The 26,788-nt window shown below is 42.6% G+C and carries 17 protein-coding genes; 12 read left to right on the top strand and 5 right to left on the bottom strand.

Annotated elements, in window-relative coordinates; genetic code table 11:
* Nucleotides 1–40: 40 nt before the first annotated feature.
* The gene (locus ACJJI5_RS05580) at nucleotides 41–463 is read left to right on the top strand and encodes a GFA family protein (RefSeq protein ID WP_444896197.1); all 423 of its coding nucleotides are present in this window, start codon (nucleotides 41–43) and stop codon (nucleotides 461–463) included.
* A gap of 82 nt (nucleotides 464–545) precedes the next feature.
* On the opposite strand, the gene ACJJI5_RS05575 is transcribed toward ACJJI5_RS05580, so the two are convergent.
* Nucleotides 546–1,706, bottom strand: coding sequence for an NnrS family protein (locus tag ACJJI5_RS05575; RefSeq protein WP_444907373.1), 1,161 nt, complete (start codon nucleotides 1,704–1,706; stop codon nucleotides 546–548).
* An 811-nt stretch (nucleotides 1,707–2,517) separates the two neighbouring features.
* Here ACJJI5_RS05575 and ACJJI5_RS05570 point away from each other — a divergent pair.
* Nucleotides 2,518–3,729, top strand: coding sequence for a hypothetical protein (locus tag ACJJI5_RS05570; RefSeq protein WP_444907372.1), 1,212 nt, complete (start codon nucleotides 2,518–2,520; stop codon nucleotides 3,727–3,729).
* Nucleotides 3,730–3,764: 35 nt separating this feature from the next.
* Here ACJJI5_RS05570 and ACJJI5_RS05565 read toward each other — a convergent pair whose 3' ends face one another.
* Both ACJJI5_RS05565 and ACJJI5_RS05560 read right to left on the bottom strand, forming a co-directional pair.
* Nucleotides 3,765–5,153: an MFS transporter gene (locus ACJJI5_RS05565; protein WP_444934079.1), complete on the bottom strand. Its 1,389-nt coding sequence runs from the start codon at nucleotides 5,151–5,153 to the stop codon at nucleotides 3,765–3,767.
* Between the two features lie 586 nt (nucleotides 5,154–5,739).
* Nucleotides 5,740–5,898 carry a hypothetical protein gene (locus tag ACJJI5_RS05560; RefSeq protein WP_444915623.1) on the bottom strand — a complete coding sequence of 53 codons (159 nt, stop codon included), beginning with the start codon at nucleotides 5,896–5,898 and terminating at the stop codon, nucleotides 5,740–5,742.
* Between the two features lie 583 nt (nucleotides 5,899–6,481).
* On the opposite strand from ACJJI5_RS05560, the gene ACJJI5_RS05555 reads away from it, so the two are divergent.
* The 5 genes from ACJJI5_RS05555 (at nucleotide 6,482) to ACJJI5_RS05535 (ending at nucleotide 15,356) form a co-directional block, all read left to right on the top strand.
* On the top strand, nucleotides 6,482–7,774 hold the full coding sequence (locus tag ACJJI5_RS05555) for a hypothetical protein (RefSeq protein WP_445355752.1): 1,293 nt from the start codon (nucleotides 6,482–6,484) through the stop codon (nucleotides 7,772–7,774).
* A gap of 677 nt (nucleotides 7,775–8,451) precedes the next feature.
* Entirely contained in the window at nucleotides 8,452–9,876 is a 1,425-nt protein-coding gene (locus ACJJI5_RS05550; RefSeq protein ID WP_445355751.1) for a hypothetical protein, read from the top strand.
* Nucleotides 9,877–9,947: 71 nt separating this feature from the next.
* A complete protein-coding gene (locus tag ACJJI5_RS05545; protein WP_444896190.1) occupies nucleotides 9,948–11,246 on the top strand; it encodes a hypothetical protein in 1,299 nt (432 codons plus the stop codon).
* 628 nt (nucleotides 11,247–11,874) lie between these two features.
* Entirely contained in the window at nucleotides 11,875–13,179 is a 1,305-nt protein-coding gene (locus tag ACJJI5_RS05540; RefSeq protein WP_444896189.1) for an autotransporter outer membrane beta-barrel domain-containing protein, read from the top strand.
* A gap of 863 nt (nucleotides 13,180–14,042) precedes the next feature.
* Nucleotides 14,043–15,356: an autotransporter outer membrane beta-barrel domain-containing protein gene (locus tag ACJJI5_RS05535; protein ID WP_445355750.1), complete on the top strand. Its 1,314-nt coding sequence runs from the start codon at nucleotides 14,043–14,045 to the stop codon at nucleotides 15,354–15,356.
* An 848-nt stretch (nucleotides 15,357–16,204) separates the two neighbouring features.
* On the opposite strand, the gene ACJJI5_RS05530 is transcribed toward ACJJI5_RS05535, so the two are convergent.
* On the bottom strand, nucleotides 16,205–17,044 hold the full coding sequence (locus ACJJI5_RS05530) for a right-handed parallel beta-helix repeat-containing protein (protein WP_444934084.1): 840 nt from the start codon (nucleotides 17,042–17,044) through the stop codon (nucleotides 16,205–16,207).
* A gap of 410 nt (nucleotides 17,045–17,454) precedes the next feature.
* Between ACJJI5_RS05530 and ACJJI5_RS05525 the strand changes: the two genes are divergently transcribed.
* From ACJJI5_RS05525 to ACJJI5_RS05505, 5 genes are all read left to right on the top strand, one after another.
* Nucleotides 17,455–17,697: a hypothetical protein gene (locus ACJJI5_RS05525; protein ID WP_445355749.1), complete on the top strand. Its 243-nt coding sequence runs from the start codon at nucleotides 17,455–17,457 to the stop codon at nucleotides 17,695–17,697.
* 1,082 nt (nucleotides 17,698–18,779) lie between these two features.
* On the top strand, nucleotides 18,780–20,138 hold the full coding sequence (locus ACJJI5_RS05520; RefSeq protein ID WP_445355748.1) for a hypothetical protein: 1,359 nt from the start codon (nucleotides 18,780–18,782) through the stop codon (nucleotides 20,136–20,138).
* Nucleotides 20,139–20,266: 128 nt separating this feature from the next.
* On the top strand, nucleotides 20,267–20,431 hold the full coding sequence (locus tag ACJJI5_RS05515) for a hypothetical protein (protein ID WP_282931392.1): 165 nt from the start codon (nucleotides 20,267–20,269) through the stop codon (nucleotides 20,429–20,431).
* A gap of 278 nt (nucleotides 20,432–20,709) precedes the next feature.
* Entirely contained in the window at nucleotides 20,710–21,933 is a 1,224-nt protein-coding gene (locus tag ACJJI5_RS05510; RefSeq protein WP_445355747.1) for a hypothetical protein, read from the top strand.
* 647 nt (nucleotides 21,934–22,580) lie between these two features.
* Nucleotides 22,581–23,396 (top strand): NosD domain-containing protein, encoded by an 816-nt coding sequence (locus ACJJI5_RS05505; protein ID WP_445355746.1) that lies wholly within the window; start codon nucleotides 22,581–22,583, stop codon nucleotides 23,394–23,396.
* A gap of 147 nt (nucleotides 23,397–23,543) precedes the next feature.
* Here ACJJI5_RS05505 and ACJJI5_RS05500 read toward each other — a convergent pair whose 3' ends face one another.
* The gene (locus ACJJI5_RS05500) at nucleotides 23,544–25,976 is read right to left on the bottom strand and encodes a glycoside hydrolase family 19 protein (protein WP_445355745.1); all 2,433 of its coding nucleotides are present in this window, start codon (nucleotides 25,974–25,976) and stop codon (nucleotides 23,544–23,546) included.
* Between the last annotated feature and the right edge of the window lie 812 nt (nucleotides 25,977–26,788).

The following is a 26,788-nucleotide window of genomic DNA, read 5'->3' as shown; positions in this document are numbered from 1 at the left end:
CAATTACGATAAGTACAACTAAACAGAGGAGCATTGAGCAATGGAACAAAAAGGATCGTGCCTATGTGGCACTATTAACTTCGAAATTGAAGGTGACTTTGGCGGCTTCTTTCTCTGCCACTGTAGTTACTGCCGCAAAGATACCGGTTCAGCTCATGCAGCAAACCTATTCTTCGCATCAGCGAAACTTGAATGGCTATCCGGTGCAGAACAGGTCAAAACCTTTAAGTTAGCAGGGACGAGGCACAGCAAAAGCTTTTGCAATCAATGCGGTTCCGCAGTGCCACGAGAAGATCCTGAAATTGGCCTCTTAGCGGTTCCCGCTGGCAGTCTGGATCGCCCAATAGATGTAAGGCCTAATGCCCATATCTTTATGGCCAGTAAAGCCGAGTGGGATCGGGAACTGGAAACAGTACCTAAAGTAGACAAACTACCCCAGGTGGCTAGTGCGGACTCTGAATAGACCAGTTAATGATGGCTTTACTCGACCACAGTTGCTGCGATGATAAGGTTTCTCGCAGCAACTGAAGGTCACATAGAGAGCATTAGCCGGGATGACCGTCAACGCGCGGCTGGAATAGCACCGGGGTGTAATACAGCAGGAAAAGCGTGTAACCGACTACCCAGGCAATAATTGCTGCGAGCAAACCACTCGGGGCGGGTGCCCAAAAAACACGTGCGAGAGCAGATAACGCCAGAGCCATAAAAGCCAGGGGCATCAAGCGCGGCGCCTTCAATATCCGACCTGTGTGGCCGAGACTGACGCGGCTGGTCATAGACAAGATCAATCCGCCAATACCGCCAACGGCAAATGCGTGTAAAGCGGGACTCTGCCAGGAAGGGGCAATTTGGCTCCAGGCCAGAGCCGCGAGAAAACACCCCAAAATAACTAACCAGTAGCTCACATGCAGAGACCAAACCATCGGTTCTGCCCATATTTTTGTAGGGTGCCAGCGCACCACCCGGATCACCTGCAAAATACCCAGAGAGACCGCAAAAAAGGCCCAAACCATTTGCGGCAAACCAACAGCCACCGATAGCAACAAGCCCACCGCAGCAATATGGGTACCCCACTCTACAGCCGGTATCTTATCTCTTGGGCTCAAGTGAAAGCGGCGCGCCGTAAAGAAGGGTATAACCCGCCCACCGATTATCAGAATAATCGCCGTCACCAACAGCAAAGCCAGCAAGGCGATTCGGCTCTGTGCCCCTGGCAGCAACCAGTGGCTAGCGGACAATGCAGCAAACATCAGCATCGCAGGCAATACAAACATATTTCGCCACTGCTTGGTTCGCAACACCCTGGCTCCGAGCAAAAACGCTGAGAACAGGAAAAAGGAGACTTCAGCAATCACCGGCATCCAAATAGGGACCGCCGCCAACAGGTAACCCAAACGGGCCAAGAGCCACAGGCCGACCAAAGCAATAAGTTGGGTTCCCTTTGGCGAGGGGATACCAGTCCAGGTTTGCATGGCCGTGCCGAGAAAACCCACAACAACGGTAGCCGCGAACCCAAACAGCATCTCATGGGAGTGCCAGACTACCCCCATTCGAAAAGCCGGCATCTGCCAACCGAATAACTGCCCCTGCCAGATAACCAGGGCAACCATACTCCACAGAGCAGCTCCCCAGAAAAAAGGGCGAAACGGCATACGCCAAATAGGTGCAATAGACTCCGCGCGCGCGCGGTCAACGATAGGTATCAAAATCCATTCTCCTTACCAACTACGGGAACACCAGGCTCCCTACACAAATAATTCGCAGTACAAGACCACCCCGACAGGCCTGCTTTGCTTGGAGAATCAAAGGCGCCCTATAAAAAGCAGGACACAGGGGTTTATCTGTCCGGCGGCGCCGCAACCTAGGCAAAAGCGCCGACTTTTCAGTCATCCGCATCAGTGCGGGATATCGCCCGAGATTCCATTTCCAGGGATTGGGAAAGAGCCCTATTCTCACTCAATTAACAAAAATAGTTAACAAAAAAATGAGTAGTCTGTGAATTATTCTAACTGGGGTGAAGAATCTTTTTCTGTGTAGATAACCTGAAAAAAACCACACGTTTTATAGGGTTATTTCTATTTTCAGGAAAAACTGGGCAAAGGTGAAGTGGACTTGAAGTATCTCACAAGTTTACTCAAATTGGGAAGCACTTCCATTTACAGAAACATACACGGAGCCACCAATAAACAAACACTCAACCAGGAATAAAACTTGAACCTACTTCCCTAGTAATTCAGTACTTATCTCTCATATACAAACCATTAAGCTTTCACCATAATTTTATATGGCAATCATTACACGGTGCCCAGTGCCGGTAAAATACCGCCTAAGTTAGAGATTTACGCCAGCCTGTGCAGTGGAGGAATTATGCTCATACCAGGCTATCTTATCGCGGCATCAACCTTACTATTCTGCTGCCAGGCCCTCGCAACCAACACTTATATCCTGTCACAACAGGGTATTGGCAATCGGGCTATAGGGGACCAAAGCGACCCAACCATCATTAACAATCTCATCATGCAAACACAAGATGGTGAATTTAATAATGTGGTGGCTCAGCAATCCAACGGCAATACTGAAGGATCTATTATCCAGTTGCAGAGAGGCGTATCAAACGAGCTAATGTCAGTCCAATCCAGCAGCCTGGGTAGCACGACATCAGTCTCCCAGCTTAATGTTCTCAACAAGGCCGAAACCTCACAGACAAGTACACTGTTTAGCACTATAAGCATCAGTCAGGAACAATCCCTAAATCAAATTACGAGCATACAAAACCTTTCCACTGGTACAACTGCTAACATCTCGCAGATAGGAACCCTAAATTTTTCGGAATCTATCCAAGATGATGTTGCTCTTAGTGATGTCTCTATTAGCCAGTTAGGTAATTTTAATAGAGCTGAGATTATCGATAAAGAAAGTGGCATAGCAAACTCTGCCAGTATTATCCAAAGTGGAAGCCAGAATATTGATACTAGAATTATCCTGATACAGTCTCTGGGAACCAATAATCAAATTCAACAATTTGGCAATAACAACACTGCCCGGATAACAAATACTAACGGCGCCTTTAATACCAACTCAATAGTACAACTTACAGATTCCAGTGCTACTAGCATCCAAACAAGCAACTCTATTCAGGGATTTAACAGTTCCATCCAGCAAGGACAGAGTAATCGCGCTTCTATAATTGTTAATCTTGCTCAAAACAACCAGGCCTTTACATCTCAAAGTGGAACAAACAACGGGTCCACAATCAACCAGATAAACATCAATAATTTTTCCGAGATAACACAAACAGGAACAAGTAATAGCGCCACGTCAATACAACTCGCTATTGAAGGGGCCAGTAGTGTTGTCACACAAAGTGGATCGGATAATAGTGCTGATATTAGTCAAAGTGGATCAGCCTCTGAGGCAGCTATAGACCAGGAATTTGATCAAAATACATTAATAGCCATTCAAGATGGCTTTAGTGCAAGACTACAGTTGCTGCAACAAGGCCTACAGAATCAAGTAAGTTCAACGCAGTCTGGTTATATTGATGATGCGGACATCATTCAACTGGGTGAGCTAAACACTATCAATCTCACTCAAACCGGCAGCTTTAATAGTGCAGAGCTACTACAACTAGGTACAGACAACTTTCTCCAGGTAATTCAATTGAGTTTTGGTGCTACTATCTCCATTTCACAGATTGGCAGTAACAATTCTGCGATATACATACAGTAGAGAAAGAGGCTAAGAAAAACCATATTATTTATTGCTCAGATTTTTTCTTTCTGGGAAACATCCCCTTTCACAAACAGCAAACTTACAATCAGTGCTGCAGCAGCCAAACACGCATTAACAGTAAATGCCCGATCAATACCCTCAGATAATTCCGGAGCCATCGCAACAACCGTTGTATTCATCGCCAGACCAATAGCACCGCCGATAATTTGGAACATATAAATTAAGGCCGCCGCCAAGCTTGCCCTGGCAGGCCCCAATACCGTAACCGCAGTAGTCGTTATCGTAGGAAAATATAAGCCTAATCCTATACCGAGAGTGAGCATTCCCGGTACCAAGTGCAGATAGTGATCGCGAACCACTAGGCCAGAAAGTAAAAACATTCCCAAACCTAAAAAGAGTGCCGCTCCCGCTAAAATTAGGCGAGCCCCCAAAAATTCATATAACCACCCTGCTATATATGAGACTACCGCATAGGTAATCATCACCGGCAATAAACCCGCACCAGACCAAACTGCAGAATAGCTCAACTCCTTAATTAAAAATTGAGGAATATAAAGCAACATAGATACAAAAGTGACCGATAGAAGCAAAGTCACCAGACAGATAGAAAAAAAGCGCCAATTAGTAGCTACATCCGGGGGAATAAGTGGGTCAGAGCGAGTATGAGGCTCAACCCAGGCAAATACCAAAAAGAAAATCACCGATGTTACTAAAAGTCCAATCACTAAAGGACTTCTAAATCCTACATCGATAACAAAATCCAGAGATAACATTAAAGCCAAAAGGCTAATTGATAATGAGGCCATCCCCCAATAGTCAACCTTTTCATTGCTCTCATCGGGCTTATCATCCTCAATTACTTTCCAGCCCACCAACATTGCCGCCAAAGCGATGGGTAAGTTAATAAAAAAAATCCAGCGCCAGCTAAGAAAATCTGTAAAGAAACCACCCAACAGTGGCCCTACAGAGTTCGCAAAGCCACACACCGTCATTATCAAACCGCCTGCCTGACCGGCGCGGTCATCAGGCATGATCTGATAGGTCATGCCGAGCACAGCGGGCCACATCAGAGCACCACCAACACCCATTAATGCCCGGCTTCCCAGCAGCATCCATTCATTGACGGCCAGACCACCCAAAACTGAGAAAAAGACGAAGATTGAGGTTCCAACAAAAAATAGCCGGCGCCGACCAAACATATCCGCCAAGCGCCCGCCAGTAACTATAAAAATCCCGAACACCAATGCATAACCGTTAATCACCCACTGAAGAGTGGAGATATCTGCGTTAAAGTGTTTTTCCATTGCAGGGATAGCGACGGAGAAGGCCGTAAAATCATTGGCCACCAAAAAGACTGCCAACGACAATGCCGTTAAGCCAATAATCTGTGATCGCGATAGCGGGGTCTTTGAGGCTGCCATAAATGCCAAACTTCACACTTTGCAAGTTATGCAATGGATATATAAGCTTGGACCAATGAAGGACCAACTGCAGCGCAAATTATCAGGCAACACCAAGTAACAGCCTAGTACCAAGGGGGTCCTCATAAACTTTATTACTAGAATCTCGGTGCTTTTCTCCTATATCCAGAATTACTTTCTTCCGCAATACTCTGATTAGGTCCCAGCTCAGGCATAGACAAGCATTAATGCCAACAACAATGGCTTGATGTCAGTGTAAGTCCGCAGTCTCACTAATCCTCATTCCATGTTTAGCAGATCGAATCAGTCCAAAAGCAGTATCCGGTAGCAGAAGTATTGGAAGCTATCAGCCTATGATTAATCAGGATTGATCGACAGGCTTGAGCGGGGCCCTCTACTCCAATTCTTATAAACCAAAACTCAAAGGCTGACAGGGTTTGCCCATGAAGGTGCTATCTTTTGCCATTACCATTCTCTCGATCAATCATGGCCATCAGACCCAGGCGAACAGTGCTTACTCATCAACCAAGTAAGAACTGGCAACACTGCTACTGAAGATCAAATTGAACAAACAACCACTAACAACTTAATAAATCAAGCTCAGATTGGTGACAATAATAACGTTGAAGCAACACAATTTAACGGCAACAACAATTAAATAATGCCCACGCAGGCAGGAATTAACGATAGCATCACCACTACTTAATTTGGTAATAATACCGCGATTTCTCTGCAGTAAAGCCATGTGCCAATCTCTAGGAACTTGTATGTTCAGACAGCTATCTCCCAGAATCTATCATCCAACTCTCCTCCCAGCAGCCACATCCTAACACACTGAAAATATCAGATATTTTCCGACTTTAGTCCCAGTATCTCAGTGCTTTTATCTCATTCCCCTGAGGAGTCTCATTGTCAATACTTTTTCCAAGGCTCCAATATCTGAAACGAGCTGGATTTCGACTTTTGGAGAGCCCAATCAAACGGATTACAGAGGAGAAATATCTATGACAAACGGTGAGCACTTATGCCCACCAGAATTTGGAATCATTGAGTCTTTTTTAGAAAGCCGCCAATGATCTTAGCCCCGGCATATCCAAGTACTAATGCCAATGACAATGGCTTGGAGCCAGTGCAAGTAAGCAGTCTCACTACTTCTCTCACCATTTAGGGCCGATCAAATCACCCCCCAATGCCCAGCGGACGGTAGAGGCGGAATGTAGTCTCCGTTCGTTTACACCGAGATTGGATATGGATTTCACCTGTGTTGTACAGGAAGTACTGTGGACGTCATCAAAGCGCCACAACGAATTGAAGTAAAGGAGTTACTTGTGAAGATTTTACCTATAGCTGTTACCGCTCTTTCCCTTGCCATTAGTGGACTCGTTCATGCTGACGACAATGAGTATATCCTCTATCAGGATGGTACAGGAAATACAGCCTCAGGGGACCAAAGCGACCCCACTATATTTAATAACCTGATCGAACAGACTCAGATTGGTGACAATAACAATGCAGATGCAACACAATCCAACGGCAACACCAATGGTGTAATTACTCAGTATCAGGAGGGTGACTCTAACGGTTCTATCGCACTTCAGGATGGGACCACTGACACTACCTTAGTAATTACCCTGATTGGCGATATGAATGACGTTTCCCCCACCCAACAGGATACAAGTAATACGACGCAGGAATATACCGTTACAGGCAATGACAACCTCGGAGGCTCGGGGCAAATATCAACTTCTAATGGCGTAATGATATTCACCGTTAATGGGAATAATAATATATTCGGATCAGGTCAAACAAACTCCGATTCAGTATCATTCAATGCCGAAATGAATGGTGATAACAACGTCGCATCCACAAACCAGACTGACAGCTTCAACACGACCATAGTCATTCAGCAAACTGGAGACTTTAATATATTTTCCGGCAACGATATTGATAGCTCGAATAACAGCATATCCGCTATACAGTCTGGCAATTCAAATAACCTAGGATTTAACCATACTCCCAGCTTTAACCAGATAGATCTCATGGAGCAGTATGGGGACGGTAACTCTGCCGCCGCCACTACAAATACTGGCAGCGATATTACCAATTATATATTGCAGTCTGGTGATCAAAATGATGCATTTATACTGATCTCGGACTCTGCCAATCTGAACTCAACCATTATTCAACAGGGTGACAACAATAATGCTTTCACTAATGCAGATCTCGCATTTGACAGTATTTCAAGTGTTTCCCAGACAGGTGAGAGTAACGAATCTTTCTTATTTCAGTCCGGCTCATCACATAGTGCAGATATAATTCAGAACGACACTATGAATATGATCGACGCCGATCAAACAGGATTCGAGGCAGACCTCTACGCCTATCAGGATGGTGAACAAAACCTGATCACCTCTTTACAAGATGGCGATAGCGAAATGGCATCGCTCAACCAAGTGGGTACCCTCAATGAAATAGACCTTATGCAAAGCGGACAACAGGACGCTGCCACCCTATCTCAAGATGGTAACAATAACTTCCTAATGGTGACCCAAACCGGCTTTAGCGATAGTATTAGCGTTACCCAGTTGGGTGACAATAATAGTGCCACTTTTACACAGTAACTAGTGGTCCATGCGGAAAGTAATGTAACTTAAGAAAATATATTTTCTTTCTTTATGCGTATTACTGATGTCTAATTTTTACAGCTATAAAGTTATTAGTTACACAATTAACCGCATGGACCACTAGTTAATGGAAGCCCATATACTTATATATGGGCTCCTAGTTACCATCCATATTCTATCCACTACCAAACATCAATATTACTCCGCAATGAAAGTACTATGTAAATCAGACTTTTTTACTAGCATTTCAGTGCTTTTATCTCATACCAATTATCTTATTTATTAATAATACTAAAAGCGATACCGTAAGTAGGGGTCATTTATCACTTCACTACATTTTGACCGACCAACAAACCAAACAGGAGCAAATTAAATGAATAGTAAAATCACCCAATACAGGTGAAAAATTTGGAATAAATATTTCATATCAATCGAAGCAAAAATGAATATAGCCTCGGCATCTCCAAGCATTAATGCCAAAAAATGGCTTGGGATCAGTGCAAGCAAGCATTCTCACTACTTCTCTTACCATTTATGGCCTTTAAACTTCTTACCTAGCGCTCATTAAAGCCTAAATGAACTACAGAAGTTTTATTCGTTAATTACCGATATAGAACCAAGAGATTTATCACTCTTAACACCATCCATAGCTCATTAAATGAAAGGAATCATTTATGAAAACATCAATCTTTGCAATCACTGCCTTAGCGTTAGCCATTTCCGGTATTGCATACGGTGACAATACTTATATTGTCAATCAAGAGGGAACCGGAAATATGGCCATGGGAGACCAAACTGGTGCCACTGATAGTTTAATCACGCAGACTCAGATTGGCGACAATAACGATGCTGAAGCAACACAATTCAATGCCAACAGCAATGGAACTATTATTCAAATACAACAGGGAAACAACAATTTTGCGAATAGTGAACAAGACGCAAGCAGTAATTCTTCAGCAGTAATTACTTTAATAGGAGACAATAACGGAACGGGAACGGACCAAATATCAACCAGCAATAGTGTAATGCAAGAGACATTTATCGGTACCGATAATTTTGGCGGCTCAAGGCAGGAAGGCACTACTAGTACAACTATGATAAATACCCTTATGGGTACAAATAATGGTAGTGGCTCTATTCAGGAAAATACAACGAGTACCTTAATGAGTTTTACCATTATGGGAACTGACAATATAGGTAGTTCCTTACAGGAAAATACTTCCAATACTTCAATGATTTACACTATTAGCGGTACAAGTAGTGTTGGCAGTTCACTGCAAAGAGACTCTACCAATAGCTCGATGCAATTTACCATGATTGGCACCGATAATATTGGTTCATCGGGACAGACCAATATGGATGAAGCATTTCTGAACGTAGTTTCTATTGGCGACAGAAACGTCGGCACATCGGGTCAAACGGATAGCTTCAATAGCAGTATCAGTGTTTTTCAAATGGGTGACGATAATACCGGCGGAGGGGTAGATGATGATGGCAGCTCAAACACTTCTGTCCAATTAACACAGATCGGCAATTTCAATTCAGGGTTTACCGTACGAGGACAAAGTTCTGATCAATTTACTACAGTTGAGCAATATGGAAATGACAATTCCTTTAGCTCCTCAGATGACAATGCTAATAACAGTGTCGGCTCCAACCTACAACAAGGTGATAGCAATGACATTTTTGTTAGCCTGCAATCGGTATCTGATAATAACTACTCCATCAGCCAAATTGGTAATGGCAATGATGTGGAATTGACACAGACTGGCTCCAACCACTCGGCTGAGATAATTCAAATGAGTGAATTAAACACTATAAATGCGGAGCAAACCAACTTCAATGCCGACCTTTACGCCTCACAAGATGGCGAGGACAACTTGATTAATTCCCTCCAAGACGGAGACAGTATTTCAGCCACTCTTAACCAGAGCGGCAATCTCAACGAAATAGACCTGACTCAGAGTGGATCTTCAGATATTGCTACATTGTCCCAGGATGGCAATAGCAATTTCCTAATGGTAACGCAGACCGGTTTTAGCGATACCATTAGTGTCACCCAGCTGGGAGATAACAACAGTGCGACATATCTGCAGTAGTTATTCAAGTAGGCATACTTTTTACACGGCTACTTGATAGCAACCTAAATCGATCTAAATATGGAATTATCATGAAGAATATACTATTAATCCCAACCCTCTTCAGCATTTGTATTAGCGCCTATGCCAACAATACATATATCGTTAATCAGGTTGGTGCAGGCAATACCGCCATTGGCGACCAGAGCGATCCAACAATCAGCAACAATTTAATTTCCCAGACTCAAATTGGAGACAATAATACCGCTGAAGCAGAACAAATCAACAGCAATGCTAATGGGGTCATTATTCATAGTCAGCAAGGTAACTTAAACAATACACTCAGTACTCAAGATAATAGTACCAATGGTACTGTTAACGCCACGCAGGTAGGGGACAACAACGAAGTTGTCACAAGCCAAATTAATGACAACTTTAATGGCAATATTATCTCACAGTTTGGGATATTAAATTCCACTAATATAATCAATAACACTTCAAGCTTTAATACCAGCATTGTATTTCAGCAAGGAACCGATAATTTCAGCTCGGTCGTCCAAAATTCAGGAGGAGCAAATAATAGCATTACAGTGACCCAAAACGGCATTCAAAATTCGGCCAGCGTAGCCAGTTTTAATAGTGCAGCAAATACATCTATAGCTATTCAGCAAACAGGTAACTTCAATTCAGTCGGCGCCTCACAGACAGACTCATCACAATTTATGAGTAGCACAATCATTCAAACTGGTGACGATAATCTTGGAAATATCTTTAGTGGAGGAAGTACTTCTGGTAGCGTGACAATGATTCAGTCTGGCAACGCCAATTTATCCTCCCCAGTGCATACCGATAGCACACTTAGCCAAGGTATTAGTAATCAAATAGGCAATGATAATATTGTTGGTGCACTTATTCAGGACGCAACCACCAATGGCTTTATTAATATAACTCAGATGGGCAATCAAAACACTGGAAGTTTTGTGCAAGTTAATAGCGTCAATGATTCCGCCATGCTAGTTCAGCTTGGCGCTAGCAATGAGGCAACCGGTTTTCATTTTTTTAGTAACGACAGTGATGTAAATCTCCACCAGATTGGAGACCAAAATTTTATCTCTAGTTTCCAGACAGGATCAACCAATACTGTGGATGCAGAGCAAACTGGCAATCAAAATACAATAGATTTAGATCAGGACGGCGATTTATTGATAGCCGATATAAATCAAGATGGTATGTTAAACACGATTAACTCAATACAAATGGGACAGGATAACGACGCTTTTTTCTCCCAGAATGGCAATAGTAACTTGCTGGATTCGATGCAACTGAACACTTCATCAATTGCTACAGTTTCACAAACCGGTGACAATAATAGCAGCACTATTTTGCAGTAAAATTAGATTTTGGGCTGATCCAGCGATTAGCCCACTCTCTCGAAATATCTATACTTCTGCAAGCTAGAAATTCATCAAGGGCATTAACAGGAGCAGATCATTAACACAACAACTCATACTTCTACTCTATAAATTCTCTTGACAGCCTTTACATCTAGAAGATAAATACAACCTTCTTCATTGATACATATTGCTTGCAAAACTTATCACGGCCCAGAATCAAGATATCCAAAATTTATACGGATACACCTTTCACTATTAACATCTGCATTTTCAATATTTTCTTCCCAGAATTTCAGTGCTTTACTCCCATATTCGATAGCAGTGACATTGACAATACTATAATAGGCCCTCAACGAAGGCAGCTTCATAGGGCTTATTAATTTCCGTTCAAATCATAAATTCTACATAGGAGGAGCTTCAATTAAGCATGGGAAATGATTACATCACTACAATTGTTAGTAACCGGACTCAACTGTAATGGCTGCACTCTGGCACTTCAAACTTTCATTGCCAATGAAAACGTACTGAAATCTGTAAAGTAAGCAGCCTCAACGATGATACTCACACCTAAGTCACTTACTAAACCAAATCTCAACCAGAACCTGACTTGAAAAGGAATTCAACAATGAAATTCAAAGCCACAATTGCCGGATTATCCACCCTTGCTGTGATACAGCTAGCACAAGCGAGCAACACCTACATAGTCAATCAAAATGGTAACAATAACACTGCCATGGGGGATCAAAGTGATCCCACCGTTGCCAACAACCTAATTGTGCAAACCCAAAATGGTGATAATAATACAGCTGAGGCAGAACAAATCATAAATAGCAATAATGCAGTGATCAGTCAGACTCAAATTGGAGATGGAAACTTAGCCACAGCAAGCCAGGAAAATAGCACCAATACAATCTACTCAGTCATACAGACAGGTAACAATAACGAAGTTGATTCCTTTATGCAAAATGATACCGCGAGCACCAATTTCATTTTTCAAAGTGGTGAATTGAATTTCACCTCTACCAATAATTTTAATTCCATGTCTAATATTACCAATGTTATACAGATAGGAACAGACAATGAAACTTTTACTGCTCATGCCTTCAATTCAAGTAACAATTCAATATTTGTAAACCAAAGCGGATCTCAAAATACGAGTTCTCCAGGCGCAAGTTTCGATGCGGAGAACAACAGTATTGTCATCTTACAGGATGGATCGCTGAACAATGGGGGAGTTGGGCAAGTTAGTGGCTCTCAATTTATGACGAGTACGGTCATTCAAAGTGGCGATGATAATCTAGGGGGAGCCAGTAATTTAAATAGTAGCTTCGGCAGTACCTTTTCTAATCAAGTGGGAAGTTTAAATTTAGGAAGTTCAAGCCAAATTGATAGCACACAGAGCCATACATTTATCCAGCAAACAGGTACTGATAACTTAGGTAGTATATCGATAGGATCTAGCAACAATGTTAGCGCTTCCATCATACAAATAGGCGACCAAAACATAGTTGGTGGCTCAGGCCACTCCTCCAGTAGCAATGGTACTGTAGAGGTCGCTCAAATAGGTACCGCGAATGAAGCAATTGCCTTCCAAATTATGAGCGACTTGGGAGTATTAACTCTTTCTCAAAATGGTGAACAAAATATGGCCCTGGCAGGGCAAACTGGTGTATCTAACGTCCTTCTTGGTGCTCAAACAGGAACACAAAATACACTTTCCATCATTCAGAATGGCGACTCAATTTCTGCCGATACCAATCAGAGTGGCACACTTAATGAAATTGACCTTGATCAGACCGGTATGAGTAGTGTTGCCACACTCTCACAAAGTGGTAACAATAATTTTCTACAGGCTATGCAATCGAACATTTCAGCTTCAACTACTGTAACACAATTCGGAGACAATAATAGTGGTAATATCATGCAGTAGCTCACCCACTATTAACTCAAAGTACACAAAGTAGCAGAATACATGACCATCCATAAAGGACATGCATTAGGAGAAATTCTCATATCATTTATTCCGCTTAAGACGTGCATTTCTTTATTTGTAGTTGATGATATCAAATACTTCCGTTTGGTATCATTTTTTTTGTTAAAAAATAGGATGTAAGTTTATCCCCGGACAATTCTCCTGGATAAATCAAGGCAATTGGATTAGCCTAAAGCATTCATAAGCTAAGACTGCAACCTTTATCTAGATTTGAAATCATTCAAAACTAGATAAATTATAGCCCATTCTAAAAAAAATAATTATAGTGCAAAAAAGATCAGTTGGCCTAGCTCACTGGAAGTAAACTTTATTACTAGCAGTTACACACTTATCTCTCATTGAAAAGACTCATGTTCCATCAATTCTTTTACCAAGCTTTCAACTTGCTCAGACAACCCAAAGGCAGTAGTCATATATAGGTAAGATAGATTACCTCTATCCATCATTAATAGACTCTAGGAGGTTTAAAGGATAATTAGACAGTAAGCATGCATTTAGTAATCGCACAACTTGTAGTCCATATTTGGTGATATCTTAAGCGTGTTCAGCTTTGATCAATAACAGGCATAGCTAAGTATTAATGCCGATTAGTCAGTTTCGGAAAATTTCTTCTGGTGGTTCTGAAGTTTCCCCAAGCAAATATTGATCTCTATAGCGACAACCCGCTATCAGCTCCAGATAGAAATGGACATTAATGGTATTCATTTAAGCTTATACCTACTCAATTTAAATATGTAATAAGCCCGTATAAACTTTTGTTTTAGGGAAATGACTACAGTAAAGAGGTCGAGGATTTATCAATGAGAATGCCTTTGCTTATTCCAGCAATCCCATGTATTTTAGCAATTAGTATCAGCGCTACAGTCCAAGCTAGTAATACATATATTGTAAACCAAACCGGCAATAACAATATGGCTACGGGAGACCAAAGCGACCCCACCGTTACCAACAATTTGATTGTACAAACCCAGAATGGGGATAATAATACAGCCGAGGCGGAACAAATCATTAATAGTAGTGATGGCGTGATTATTCAGACCCAGATTGGAGATGGAAACTTAGCCAACGCGAGCCAGGAGGATAGTACAGGCACAACGCTGACAACCTTACAAGTGGGTAATACTAACGAAGTTACATCCAGTATGCTTGGTGACTCTAATAACACCAACTTCGTATCCCAAACCGGTGAAATCAATTTCACTTCGACTGTAAATTTTAACTCCAGCTCAAACAGCACAAATATTATTCAGGTTGGTACTGACAATCAATCTTCGGCTTCTCATTTCAATAATTCAAATAACAACTCCATATTTATTAGCCAGGATGGATCTGAAAATCTTAGTTCCGCATCTGCAAGCCTAAACACAGACAATACCACCTCCATAGTTTTACAAACTGGATCACTTAATAATGGGGGAATTTCCCAATTTAACAGCTCTGACTTTATGACAAGTACTGTTATTCAAAGTGGCGTTGACAACCTTAGCGGAGCCAGTAACTCGAGTAGTAGTTTTGGTAGTACCTTTTCCATTCAGGATGGTAATGCAAACCAAGGAAGCTCCAGCCAAATTGATAGCACGCTGAGCCAGACATTTATCCAACAAATAGGAAATGACAATTTCGGCGGTGTATCGATAAGCTCGAGTAATAATGTAATCGGCTCTATCACTCAAATAGGTGATCAAAATATTATCGGGGGTTCAGGCCACTTCTTTAGTAGCAATGGTACAGTAGAGGTCAATCAGATAGGCATTGCCAATGATGCAATTGCTTTCCAAATTATGAGTGATTCAGCACTATTAACCCTTTCTCAAAATGGCGAGCAAAATATGGCCTTGGCTAGCCAAACTGGATCATCAAATAGTCTTCTAAGTACGCAAACAGGTACACAAAATGTGCTCACTATTTTTCAGGATGGTGACTTAATTTCTGCCGATACAGACCAAAATGGTACACTCAACGAAATTGATCTTAACCAGACAGGTATGAGTAGCTGGGCCACACTCTCACAAAGTGGAAATAATAATTTTCTACAGGCCATGCAGGTGAACCCATCTGCCTCAACTACCGTGACACAGTTTGGAGACAACAATAGCGGAAACATAATGCAATAATATGCCTGGCCTCAAGCTCACTTTAATTTCATAGAAAAATATTTAGTGATCATAAATTGGGGATTCACTGAACAGATACAATTATTGAATATATATTATTCTGTTTTGTTATCATATCTATCGCCTCAGTGCATCCCCAAAACTACTATTTCTTATAGAACCAACCATCAGCACATTGAATATCGTGGTAATACCACAAAAAGAGGCAATTTAAAATTACACCCACACTTACTCACACTCTTCGGTTTGTTTGCGCCCCCCCCAAATTACCGAAACACTACAGCATCGCTGCACTCACATAGTACTCTCCAAAAAAAGTCCCCTCTTGAAAATTTCAAATACCTGGCTACATATACGCCATCAGACATCCATCGTATTTTAAGTGGTGAACTTAGGAATATATATTTAACATTTAGATCATGCTTACTAACCGCATACCTGCTGTCCAACTCAACATCCTATTAATGCCTAATATTTAAAATACTCAACTAATCTTCCACATCAAAATCTTATACATGGAAACATATCAACATTTAGATGCAAATATTATTGAATTCATACAATAACATTTAATGTGAAAAATACACGCCTGAGAGCCCTTTACAAGATACTCACCTTGGAGATATTTTTATTTTAATTAAACCCCTACCACATTTCACTACAATAGATATAAATATATTTATATTATGCTATATAAAGGAAGCTCATATATTTCACATACGAGCCCCTAATAGATTACTGATTGATAAATTTTATAAAAAATTAATTAAATCGGGCTATAAAATTCCACAAAACGTTACCACCAAATTTAACAGGCCATGGAAAAGAAATTGTCTAATAAAAACTTGTTAATCCAAACAATCTGGATCTTTAGTGAGATATTCATTGTTTACCCAAATATTAGTACCACTGCAATCAGGGTCAACTGTATCCCTCAGATCAAAAGGATCATTATCAAAAGAAGAGTTCGCAGAAATAATATTGAAGTTGGAATTAGTAAAAATAAGAACTATACCACCATCTTGGCTATCACCGTTGCCATTATCAGTAGTTGTGTTCTGTGATATCACATTATTTGACGATCCTTCTATTAGAATACCAGCCCCTCCATTTCTGCTTGAAGTGTTGTTAAAAACTCGTGAAAAACTATCATCCACCTGGATTCCATCGGCAACACTACCTGTTACGGTACAGCCAGAAAAAGTATTGTAGTCATCATCCATATCGACTCCGACTCTACCACTATCAGTAATAACACAGTCATTTATAGTATTGTAAATACTATCTATATCTATTCCATCATTAACGCTATTAACAACTTCGGTACCAAGTACTTTGTGATACCCCTCTCCCTCTAAGAAAATTCCATCAAAACAGCCATCAATAACGCCTCCAGTGAGGGTGGCGCCATTACCTTCCATTCGAATTCCTGCACCACCTAGGTCTCCTCCTGTAGTACAGGTCAGGGAATAGTCGCCCATATTTAAGCTGCCACTTGGGCCGACAATAGTAAGTGCATCAGGTTCATCGGTTGTTAGATCACAAGATAAGTCCTCAGTGAGCACTTCTGCAGTTGTAATCACATCGCCACAAGCCACTTCAGCCAAGGCAATTGATGAATATGAAGACGCCGATAAAGCCATTATCGCTAATAGTGCCACCTTATCTACAGACTGCTTAATTTTCACATCCAACTCCTATCAGTTCAGAATAAAGAATACATCTCAGCACAGAGATACTGAGTCCCCTAAGTTTGGATGCAATAATAGCTTCCACCATAAGAAAAATTGCCCAAAATAATTGACGTCCGAATGTATAAAAAACTACGTCATTCTTTTGAAGAAACTAGTGCAGCTATATCGATAGCAATGATTAAATACAGAAACTTAAGCTGGCGCAATTACTTTCTGATGATTACTAGCATTTAACCCTAAACACCATACTCTGATCCAACTTTGGAAAGTACGATTTTATTCGCCAGCTAATGTATGCAGCTTAATTATGAAAAACTTAGGTTGTTTATATAAAATTTACTCATGATAGAAGTACTAACTCCGGGAAACTGTTACTTAATGTTCGGTCATAAAAAGGAGTTATCATGTACACCAAGGCTGGTATTTACGTCGCTCTATCTTTATTTGTTGCCACAAATTCTTTGGCTGAAGCAAATAGTACATCACTGTATCAGCAGGGTAGCGCTAACAGTGCCACTACTGACCAAAGCGATATTACTAGTATTCACTACCAGATTGACGATAGCAACCAGGGAAGTTCACTACAAGACTCCATTACGAACAGCGATCTTAACTATATCCAGTTAGGCCATCAAAATAACGCCTAAAGTGTTCAAACCGACTCTGAAAATGCTTCTATTTCTGTCTATTAAAAAAGGACAGAAAATTCAGACACCAGTTCACAAGATAATATTATCAATGGAGAAATGCAAGTTCATCAGATAGAACTTAATAACAAACCAACAATAATAGATTTAAACAGTGGCTCTAATAATAATACAATTTCTGTCCAAAGCGGTGATATCAATCAAAACTATGTATTTATTAGCGCGACAAACTCTACAATAGACTATATCAAGTAAGTTGGTGCGGACAACCAGTTTTTCTAACTCACAGTGATAATGATAATGATAATGACAAAGTAGAGATTATACAAGCTGGGGCCAGGCACACTATCGATATTAGTTTTTTCTTTACAGCTAATAATGAGGTCATTATTAATTAACTCGGCAGTAGTAATATTGGAACAGTGAATTTAGGCGGCACAAGTAGCGAACTGCAACTACTCAAGGAGGGATATATTAATAGTGTAAACGTCACTCAGAGTGGAGAAGAGACTCATCTCTACGCTCACCAAATAGGTAACCTTAATGGGCTCAGTCCAACCCAGAGTAGAAGACAAAATACTGTCAAATTCTCTCCAGTTGTTAACAATAAATTTATACACATGATCCAAACTGGGGTTAGTAGCAGTGCCGACATACTACAAATAGGTGGTGACAATAGCACGAACTAGCAGCAATAATTTAGCCTTTTCAAGGTTGTCTCGATAGCTGTGCTGACCGGTGAGCTGACGTGATCATCAGGGCGCAAACTCGACTTTATTCCTAACTTTGCCAAACTAAATTCTCATAGCCACATACCAATTCATCGACAAAAATTAAAGTAGCCTTTGATTGAGCTGACGCTATAAATCAAGTGGCTAACAACCCAACCTATGGCTTTAAACCATATCATCGTGTAGTAGAGTGATATTTTTTATGTATTAGCCTCCACTTAATATTTCCAATCATTATTGACCGCACATATTTTTTCGTAGAAACACGGAAAGTACTATGCCTTTATATGGATGTTAAAGGCAGAGTATATGCTTACCACCCAAAGTCCAAATTGGTAAAGGAGTTATCCAATGAAGACCTATTCCCTTATAGCCACGGCCTTATCCCTTATAATCAGTGGGATTTCCTATGCGGAAAATACTGTCATCCAGAACCAGATGGGTACAGATAATAACGCGACAGCAGATCAAAGTGATCCGACCGTATTTGATAACCTTATTGTGCAAACACAAATTGGTGATAACAACGACGCTGATGCCAGTCAAACTAATGGCAATGTCAGCGGCGCCATTTATCAAACACAGCAGGGGGATAATAATAGTGTCACCTCGACACAAGATGCCACAACCAGCACTACGGCATCAGCACTCCAGGTCGGGGATAACAATATCGTTTTAACCAGTCAGGAAACCGCTTCAAACGGTAACAGTGAAATCCTCCAGAATGGTGACACTAACTTTGCCAGCTCTGAACAAACCTCCTCAGATTCTGATTCTATTTCAATCAGCCAGTATGGCGATCAAAACCTGGCTACTAGTACTCAGGACACGAGTTCCAGCAATGTTGTAGTCATTACCCAATCCGGTGACTTAAATATTTCAACTACATTGCAAAACACAGCAAGCTCTGGTAACAGCGCTACCACAATTCAATTCGGGCAACAAAATGCTGCTGGGATATCTCACCTTAACTCCTTTACCAATTCGGACTTGATAAGTCAGGTTGGTGATTTCAACAATGCCTCAATTAACAGAAACACCTCAAGTTCCGATAGTGCTATCGTAGTACAGTCCGGAGACTCCAATTTTGCCAGTGCTACTAGTTTTGATACGGCAGACAATACATTATCCATCTATCAATATGGTGATAATCAATCAGCGGTTGCCACACAAAGTAGTGCTTTTGAAAGTAACATTTATATTAGCCAAAGTGATGACAATAATATGGCTTTGGCAACACAATCAGGAGCCAGTGACAACATTGAAGTTTATCAGTCAGGCTCATCCAATATGGCTACAGCCTTACAGGCGTCGACTGACAATAGCTCCAATATTATTTCCCAGGACGGTACACAAAACGATGCTACTGTCACACAAAGCGGTTCATCGGATACATCCTCTGTTGAACAAATTGGAAATATGAATATGGTTTCAGCTAGCCAATCAGCATTCAGTGGCTCACTGGATATCACCCAGGAAGGTGATGAGAACGAAATTATCTCAACACAGGATGGAGATATGGAGACAGCAACCATGCTGCAGGCAGGTAACTTGAATTTGATTGAGTTGGCCCAGAGCGGCATGCAAAACACTGCAACATTATCTCAAGACGGTAGCAGTAACTACATATCGGTTACGCAAACTGGCTTTAATGATGCTATCAGTGTTACCCAACTTGGAGACGGCAATAGCGCTACATTTATACAGTAGACTGATAGAGACTTTCGTTAAGGTGCCCTTTGGGCATCTTAACCTACTCAATATGCAAAAGTTAATGAGCACATCGCCTCAACATCACCATATGCTGTCATAGAGATTTTGTAGTCAAGGAGTATCTTATGAAAATCTCTTCCTTCCTTACCGATTCCCTGGCGCTGACCATCAGCAGTGCTGCTATCGCCGAGAATAATTTTGTTACTTCACAGCAAGGTAGGGCCTTTCTGAGCACCGCTGTAACACAAAATGGCAGTACCATGAGGCAGACAATACCCATACGGATCTGAGAAATTTGATGATATTAATCCAGATTGGCTGCTGTCATTCTGAAGAAATTTCACAAAGTGTATGTAAACCAAACTTCATTTACGTTACAAATTGGTAATGCCAACTTTGCCAGTGTGCAGCAATAGTTATATCCAAAACTCACAGGATTAGGCTCTGTATGCAGTATCGTTCATCGGCAGAGCCTCAAGTGGATATCAGTGGTCAATTCGATTTACAAGGAGGAAGCAGTAACTGAACGGACAATGATTTAGGGATTTTTAGTTTAAAGGAGTAACTTATGAAAATCTCACCACTTATCTTTAGCTCACTTGCGTTGGCAATCAGCAGTGTGGTTTTTGCCGAAAACAATTTTGTAATCCAAAACCAAACTGGCATAGGCAATACCGCGACAGCCAATAATGCAGACTCTGATGTTAACAACAGCTTAATAGTACAAACTCAATTTGGAGTCAACAACAGCGAGGATGCCCTCCAAATTGATGGAACCAGTGAAAGCACCATCGTGCAAAGCCAGATCGGTGTCGCCAATGACAGTGAGACTGCCCAGGAAAATACCAGTAATGGGCATATCAACACTTCTCAGACAGGGGATAGTAACAGCGCTAATGCTGGCCAGGGAAGCTCATCAGACGGATCGATCATCGTCAATCAAATCGGCGTATCGAATACCGCTACCTCCCAACAGGTTGTGACCTCTTCAATCTCATCACTCACCACTCAATTGGGAGAACAAAACTCTGCGGAAATTTACCAGGAGAATATAAGTTCTGCTAGTGGCACACTTCAACAATTTGGAGTATCAAATACGGGGAATATTCTGCAACTGCTAAGGTCTGGTAGCACTGGAACTCTGCTTCAGGTCGGATCATTAAATACAGGCCGTATTGACCAAATTGACAGCGACACCGCTCAAGGGTCTATTACCCAAATTGGAGGTAATAACTATGCGAAGATTTCTCAGCTGGATGCCAATTCTGATAGTGCAGAAGTATTACAAACTGGCACTCAGAACTCCGCTGAAACTACCCAGACTATTAGTAACTCTAATAGTGTATTTATTGCCCAGCTAGGAACCTTAAATACAGCAACTACTAACCAGAATCTATCTGAAGATGGCTCCCTAATTATTACCCAAGGCGGTTCAGGAAATAGTGTTGAGGCCGACCAAAATACACTGATAAGTAGTGGTGAGATTGCTCAGCTCGGAAGCCAAAATGCCGTGGATACTGATCAATTAGGACTTGATGTACACTTGCTGGTTGCACAAGTCGGAACAGCTAATACCGTCAGCCTACAACAGGATGGCGTTATTCTCAGAACAGATGTTGCCCAAATTGGTAATTCCAATGAAGCAATGATCTCACAAAGTGGCCTGAATAATTCCATCACACTCCTACAAATCGGCGAAGGGCATTACAAGGAGATATCACAATCTGGTGAAGGTCATTCCTCTTTCACGATCCAAATCGGCAGCGCCAACTTTGCCCAGGTCACACAGTAGGAGTAAACCCAAGCAGCCCCTGAATAACTTGCAATGCCATGCCGCCAATATCCTTTGCGATATCCGGCGGCATTTTAGTTTATTAGCCCTATCGTATATTTTCGCCTTATACACAAGGCGCGAGCACAATACCACAGAGTAAAAAGAGTAATCTGCACGTATAAAAACAGTCTGTCCAGGAAGTTCTGAGCCGCTAATTATTCCTACTTGTTTGGCTGGAATCTATGCAAATATCAATAACATGCACCTATTTCCCACGCCTGATCTCCGTCACCTATTACCTCACCCTCCAATCAATCATATCTATGGAGCCTCTGAATAACTCCGTAATACCTCTGCGGGTCTTGAAGTCTGCAGATGTTAGGCGCAGCTCGCCGCGAATGGCCGTAGCCCTTTGCAAGAGCTGCAACGCAGCAGATGCGGCCTTCAAGGCCCGCCCTTCGGGGCTTGCAAAGCGATTCACACTCCGCGTTGCGACTTATTGAAAGGTCTAGACATTCCTGCTAAGCCGCGCCTTGATTGTGAACCGCTCTGCATGCCAGAGGCATCACGGAGTTATTCAGAGGCTCCCTATATTTTTCTCAGAAGATCCGCTCAAAGGATCTCTTTTAAGCGCCACCTTAAAGCAACTGACAGAGAAAAACCCTATGCAGGCAGGAAAATATTTCCCGTTAATTTTTGCATCCGTGCTTTTACCAGCCCTATCTTTTGCTGACGTTCAGTGCGGCGATACCATTACCACCGCTGAAATAATGACTGAAGACATATTATTCTGCACTGCTATGCCGCCAATCACCATATCCGTTCCTAGCGGCAATCTGGATATGAACGGGTTTACCGTGCACTGTGCCGAACTTCCCGTGCTAAATACTGGCATTATTTTGTCTGGTCAGGGGGCTTTTCTCTCAAATGGGACTATTGAAAATTGTTATACCGGCGTCAGCGCAGAGGACTCGGGATTTCATGGAATTTACAATATCCTAGTGCAAACTAACGAAATAGGTATTTCCCTAACCAGCAATCACAATTTTGTTAGCGGCTCAACAATTTTGTCAAATACCGAAATGGGTATCTCTTCCGATGGGGATTTTAACAGCATACTTTCAAACGAAATCTTGGGTAACGAGAAGGACTCCATCGTTATTCAAGGGGATAATGTACTCGTTTCACAAAATACCATAGAGCCCGAAGCTGCAGGTCTTATAACAGGGATGAATGGTATTGTTATCGGCAGCTCGTCCGGAGGGATTATTACCCAAAATACCGTTTTAGATATTGAGTTTAGCGGCATATTGATGCAGGAATTTGCGCAAACCAATTACCTTATTACTGGCAATAGAGTTATTGGGGGCGACATCAGTCTCGGCTTCGACCTTAATGATGCCAATGCCGATGCCTGTACGTCTTCCAATACATGGATCTCCAACACTTTTACAACTGCTAACCCCAACTGCCTGGATTAAAATTTTGTCTAACAGGAATGTATATGCCTGTAGATAGGTTTAGAGAAAGATAACACCGAAGGAAAGGTAATAAAAAAGTGACCTGGCTGCGGGGGAGAACCAGGTCACTGAAAGGGTTTGGGTGGGGGCTATTCAGCCCCCTGGTTTTTAATCTTGGTAATCGATGGTCATATCAAAGTTGCCCTCAACACACTTGGCATAGTCGCCCTCATTCAGTGCTGAGTAGGCAGTCTGGTAATTCACCAACTGACATGCGTAGCTCTCATTATTTGGGGTATCTGCAGACCATCCCCAATCTTTATCCCAGTAAATATCCAGGGAGGCTGCACCACCAGTTTGGAACTGCCCCATATTGGCACAACCGAGTTCTTCATCTGCCGGAATTTCTACACCGAAGTATTCCGCTGTGCTCTGGTAGTACTCGATCCGATACTGTGAGCGGTAGTCTTCAGTACCAGAACTACATTCGATGGCACCGTTAATGATATTGGTGGTAACACCGAATCCAGCAGTCAGGTTATTGGCCAGATCCACACTGTTCGGTTCCCAAGTGCCATCGATTACATGCAGGATGCTTGGCTTGGGTGGCTGTGGATAGACGAAGAAGAAGATGGAGCTCGCCAGGTTCAACCAAGTATCTGCTACCAATTCCGGGGCTTCCAGCAGGGTGTAAATATCGCCGTACATTGCCTGGGAGAAGGGACCGTAGTTATAGTTCCAGCTCAACTGCTTGGCGCCGCGGCCGAAGTAACTCTTGTAGCCACCATCACTATTGATCGCACAGGGCCATGCTTCTGCTGCCCAGCTGCTGCTGGCATCACAGGCGCCGTAGCCACCGGAAGTATCTTCAGTCCAGCCAATTTCCCGCAACCAGTAAAGGCCCTGGCGCCATTCCGGCACTTCCCAACCTGTTGCGTGGGCACCGGTTTCCTGGGCGTAGTGTGCAAACATGACAGCCATCGACTTGCGACAGATCGCCTCGGCATCACGGCCATCGGTATAGTCACCACAGAAAGCTGGGAACTTGGCTACGGCACGGAGGAAATTGGTGTAGGTGTACTCTTCCGCTCTGAGGGCGAAAAGGTAATCCCAGTCTTCTTCAGACAGGATGCTCTCAACGCGGAGGACATTTTCAGGGTTTGCATTGCGGCCAGGTTGTACCGCCTCAACCACGGCGTTGTCCCGGGTTTCGACAGTGTCCTTTACTTCCTGAAGCAGGGAATCACTGCTGGTAATCGACTCTTCCGCAGCTTCCAATTCGCTGATGCCCATCACATAGCCATCGGCTGCGGCACAGCCATCCTGGCTAATGGAGACCTCGTCCACATCACTGGCTTGAGTGGAGTCAGAAGCTGTCAGCTGGAAGGTGTAGGTTACATCGCTGTATACCTCAGACAGGGTCACTGAGGTAGCGCTGCCGGTATAGTTGGTCATCTTTACAACCGGGCCACTGGTTTGGCTCCAAATGTAAGAGATATCGCTGCCGCCGGTACTGCCTGAGCCATCCAGATTAATCGTTCCACTACAGCCTACATTGATACTTGAGGCCGAGATATTTGCGGTTACTGAGCTTTCAGAACCATCGGTATTATCATCGTCGTCTTCATCGGTATCGTCCACCGCGAGGTTTTGCACGGTTACCTGTGCTTCTTCAGTAGTGTCACCATCACTGACGATCAGGCTAAAGACATAGCTCACATCAAAGGTGCTTGAAGGTAGGGTAACAGTGGTGGATGCGCTGGTCGCAGAGGCAATATCTGCTTCAGGAGAGGCCGGGGATAATTGAGCCCAGCTGTAAGACAAGTTGCCGTCCCCACCGGAGGCACTAGCATCAAGTGTTACAGTACCACCACCGGTAATTTGTGACTGCGACACTGAAGCACTGATCGTAATGGGAGTGCTGTCAGAATTATCATTGTCATCGCCACTGTTGTCGTTATCGTCGTTGCCACTGCCGCTATCATCGCCACCGGTGCCGGTGTCGTCATCGGAGCCGCCATCACTGGAGCAACCATCCGCTTCCTTAAGAAGCCAAGGGGAACCCCAGGTATTTTCAGCCGCTAATGCATCGGTGGGGTGGTCGTCACCATTAGCCCACCACTGGGCAACAAATAGGTCACCGTCGTAACAAACTTCTTCGCCTTTGCGATAGTTTTGACCGGAAATATAAGTATCGGAGTCGTCAGGGCCACCAGTGCCACCACCACTGCCGGAACCTGCATCATCATTGTTACCAGAATCCGTATCTCCGTTATTTCCGGTATCAGTATCATCATCAGAATCGGTGTTATCACCATCACCGGAATTGGAGTCATCGCCACCACTGGTATCGCACGCACCTGACTCTTCCAAGATCCAGGGGGAGTCCCAGCGGTTTTCTGCTGTCAGGGCATCCGAGGGAATTTGAGAAGCTGTTGCCCACCATTGAGCTTTATACAGGTTTCCCCCGTAGCAAACCTGGCTGCCACCGGAATAACTCTGCCCCGCAACGTAGTCGTCGGCGGGTTGTGCCGCACTCAAACCTTGAGCGCCCAGCATCAGCGCCGATGCTATGGCTGTGCGAATAAAAATATGGCTCATAGAATCTCCAATTGTCGTTTTTAGGGCTCTATTTAAAGTTTTACGCGATGAGGCAAATACCAAACTGCCAGGTATTATTTGCAAAAATAGAGATCGAGAGCTTGTGTGAATAACGTATAACGGAAGGCATTAATAAATAGAGCAGGCATTCTTGGCATAAATATTTATACACTGCCAGGATGCTCTAAATTGAAAGGAGCCCACTTCCCTTCCCCGTCTTTATTTACTCAACTGGGTGCAACTGCCCCTGCACCTTTAATAATTATCACAAACACTTACTTTATTTCTGTACGCTGTTCAAATAGCCCCATACGTACTCAGCAGTTTCGATAAATAGCAAACGGAATGGTTCCAGATTTAAACAGAATATTTCGTGACCACATCGACACAGGTCACGTGCGCCAGTGAGCAAATGTCTAAATTCAAGATCAAAGGCACGTAAAAATCGGAAATTATAGGTTTTTAAATCTACATAAAACCATAAAAGAGAAAAGTTTTACCAATAACAATACAAGATCAAAATGTAAGGATAATTACCTAGCCAACAGACACCGATAGACAAATTCATGGCGCTTTACATCGTCTAAGTGAGAAAAAGTTCCCAATCTAACCAGGAACCACCACTGATAAATACAGTTTTTCACAATTCCTATATCTTTCGTCAGTGACTTTTCTCTCAAAATAAAAGTACTTCTGGCCCATAGTATTTCCCTTACTCTATGGCGACACTTTAGATCGGCAATATCAGCAGTAATAAGCCGTAACTGACATTCATTTATCCTTTGGCTAGCACCCCGTGCCCCAAACAGGAA

The organism is Microbulbifer maximicatervae (SeqCode) (genome assembly GCF_052467955.1).
Note: the sequence above shows the minus strand (reverse complement) of the source record. Positions and strands in the feature narration are given on the sequence as shown.

Bases quoted from the DNA above. Each gene is read 5' to 3' on its own strand.
- ACJJI5_RS05550 (WP_445355751.1), top strand. From the start codon at position 8,452: ATGAAAACATCAATCTTTGCAATCACTGCCTTAGCGTTAGCCATTTCC.
- ACJJI5_RS05565 (WP_444934079.1), bottom strand. From the start codon at position 5,153: ATGGCAGCCTCAAAGACCCCGCTATCGCGATCACAGATTATTGGCTTA.
- ACJJI5_RS05570 (WP_444907372.1), top strand. From the start codon at position 2,518: ATGCAAACACAAGATGGTGAATTTAATAATGTGGTGGCTCAGCAATCC.
- ACJJI5_RS05580 (WP_444896197.1), top strand. From the start codon at position 41: ATGGAACAAAAAGGATCGTGCCTATGTGGCACTATTAACTTCGAAATT.
- ACJJI5_RS05540 (WP_444896189.1), top strand. From the start codon at position 11,875: ATGAAATTCAAAGCCACAATTGCCGGATTATCCACCCTTGCTGTGATA.
- ACJJI5_RS05510 (WP_445355747.1), top strand. From the start codon at position 20,710: ATGAAAATCTCACCACTTATCTTTAGCTCACTTGCGTTGGCAATCAGC.
- ACJJI5_RS05535 (WP_445355750.1), top strand. From the start codon at position 14,043: ATGAGAATGCCTTTGCTTATTCCAGCAATCCCATGTATTTTAGCAATT.
- ACJJI5_RS05520 (WP_445355748.1), top strand. From the start codon at position 18,780: ATGAAGACCTATTCCCTTATAGCCACGGCCTTATCCCTTATAATCAGT.
- ACJJI5_RS05545 (WP_444896190.1), top strand. From the start codon at position 9,948: ATGAAGAATATACTATTAATCCCAACCCTCTTCAGCATTTGTATTAGC.
- ACJJI5_RS05515 (WP_282931392.1), top strand. From the start codon at position 20,267: ATGAAAATCTCTTCCTTCCTTACCGATTCCCTGGCGCTGACCATCAGC.
- ACJJI5_RS05505 (WP_445355746.1), top strand. From the start codon at position 22,581: ATGCAGGCAGGAAAATATTTCCCGTTAATTTTTGCATCCGTGCTTTTA.
- ACJJI5_RS05560 (WP_444915623.1), bottom strand. From the start codon at position 5,898: ATGGCTTTACTGCAGAGAAATCGCGGTATTATTACCAAATTAAGTAGT.
- ACJJI5_RS05500 (WP_445355745.1), bottom strand. From the start codon at position 25,976: ATGAGCCATATTTTTATTCGCACAGCCATAGCATCGGCGCTGATGCTG.
- ACJJI5_RS05525 (WP_445355749.1), top strand. From the start codon at position 17,455: ATGTACACCAAGGCTGGTATTTACGTCGCTCTATCTTTATTTGTTGCC.